We start from the raw sequence: 2,059 nt of genomic DNA, 5'->3' as shown, positions 1-2,059 counted from the left end.
GCGGTACTCACTCCCCGATTCTGCCAGTGTTCCGAGCGCGCCCACCCGGCGACGCGCCACGGGCGACAGCGCATGCGAGCCGATAGATTCGACGCATGTCACCGCATTCGGTCGCCGTCCGGCCGCTTCCGGCCCGCCCGCTCCGCCGCTCGCTGTCGATGTCGGTGCCGATCCTGCTCGCGGCCCTGGCCTGGCTGGTGCTGCCCGGTTCGGCGACGGCCGAGCCGCCCTTCCGGCTTCCCCAGCCGATCACCGACACCGCCGGAGTACTGGATCCGGCAGCGACGGCGCAGATCCAGCAGGCAGCAGACGCGCTCTACGCCGAACACGGGGTGCAGTTGTGGGTGGCGTACGTGCCGACGTTCTCCGGACTGTCGTCCGACGACTGGACCGAGCGGACTGCGCAGGCCAGCAACTTCGGGACGGACACGGCCCTGCTCGCCGTGGCCACGCAGGACCGCGAGTACGCGCTGTGGACGCCGAACGCCCTGTCCGGGGTCACCGCGTCCGAACGGGACGCCATCAGCGCGGACCGGATCGTGCCGCAGTTGCGTAGCCAGGACTGGGCCGGGGCCGCGGTGGCGGCGGCCGAGGGTCTCGACGCGGCGTTGTCGGCGTCGGGTTCCGGCTCCGGCACCACGCTGCTCGTCGGCGGCGGAGTGATCGCGGCCGGGGCCGGGGGGGTGTACCTGTACTCCCGGCGCGCGAAGCGCAAGCGGGCCGAGGCGGGCGCCCAGGCGGCGGCGGCCACCGACCCGACCGACACCGACGCGCTGCGCGAGCTGCCGCTCGAGGGCCTCGAGCTGTACGCCCAGAAGATCCTGGTCGAGACGGACAACGCCGTTCGCTCGAGCGCCGAGGCGCTCGAGCTGGCGCGCGGAGAGTTCGGCGATGCCGCGGTCCAGCCGTTCGACCGCGCCTATCGACAGGCGCAGTCGGCTCTGGCGTCCGCGTTCGAGATCCGGCAGCGGCTCGACGACGCCATCCCCGAGACGCCCCAGCAGCAGCGCGACATGCTCGTGCAGTTGATCTCGTCGTGCGGCCAGGCCGACCGGGAACTCGACGCGCAGGTCGAGGCGTTCGACCGGATGCGCGACCTCCTGCTCGACGCACCCGCCCGCCTCGACGCGCTCACACAGCGCGCGATCGCGTTGCGCGCGCGGTTGCCCCAGGCCGAGGCGACGCTGACCGAGCTGCGAACGGAGTTCCCGGCCGGCGCGCTCGCCCCGATCACGGACAACGTGACGCTGGCGCAGGACGAGATCGAGTTCGCCGAGAAGTCCGTCGATCAGGGCCGCACCGCGGTGGCACGTCCTGTCGGCGAGCAGGGCGACGCCGTGCGAGCCATCCGCGAAGCGGAGGGTGCTCTCGGGCACGCTGCCACGATGCTCGACGCAGTCGACCACGCCGCCGACGACATCCGGCGGGCGATCGCGACGTTGCCGGCCGCGATGGCCGACGCCGCACAGGGCATCGCCGACGCCGAACAGCTCGCCGCCGCGGGTGGTGCGGAACTCGCCGAGGCCCGCAAGGCCGCGCAGGCGGCCCTCGACCACGCCCGGGCGGACATGAACACCGACCCGCTGGGCAGTTTCACCCGGGTCGTGGAAGCGGACGCACGACTCGACGCGCTGCGCGATCGGACCCGTCAGGCGCAGGAGGAGGCGCAGCGCACCCGCCGGCGCCTCGAACAGGATCTGGGGGCGGCTCGATCGCAGGTCACCGCCGCGGCGGACTTCATCGGGACGCGGCGCGGTGTGATCGGCGCCGAGGCCCGCACCCGGCTGTCCGAGGCGCAGCGCCACCTGGACGCCGCGCAGCGGCTCGCCGCGCAGGAACCGGGGCAGGCGCTGCAGCACGCTCAGGCGGCCGCGACCCTCGCGGCGAACGCGCTGCGCGCAGCGCAGAACGACGTGCAGCGCTGGGAGCGTCAGCAGCGTCCGCCCCGCGGCGGCGCCTCCGGCGGCAATATCGCGGGTGCGGTGCTCGGCGGAATCCTCATCAACAGCATCCTGACCGGTGGCCGCGGGGGCGGCTTCGGGGGCGGCTGTCTCTTATA

General features: G+C 73.6%; 1 protein-coding gene. It reads left to right on the top strand.

The genetic code is table 11. The annotated features are described in order from the left end of the window. Positions 1-95 precede the first annotated feature (95 nt). On the top strand, positions 96-2,059 hold a 1,964-nt coding region (locus G6039_RS30050), incomplete at its 3' end, for a TPM domain-containing protein (protein ID WP_164528196.1).

This window comes from Rhodococcus aetherivorans (assembly GCF_011058165.1).
In the GTDB taxonomy this organism is placed as follows: Bacteria; Actinomycetota; Actinomycetes; order Mycobacteriales; family Mycobacteriaceae; genus Rhodococcus; species Rhodococcus aetherivorans.
Note: the sequence above shows the minus strand (reverse complement) of the source record. Positions and strands in the feature narration are given on the sequence as shown.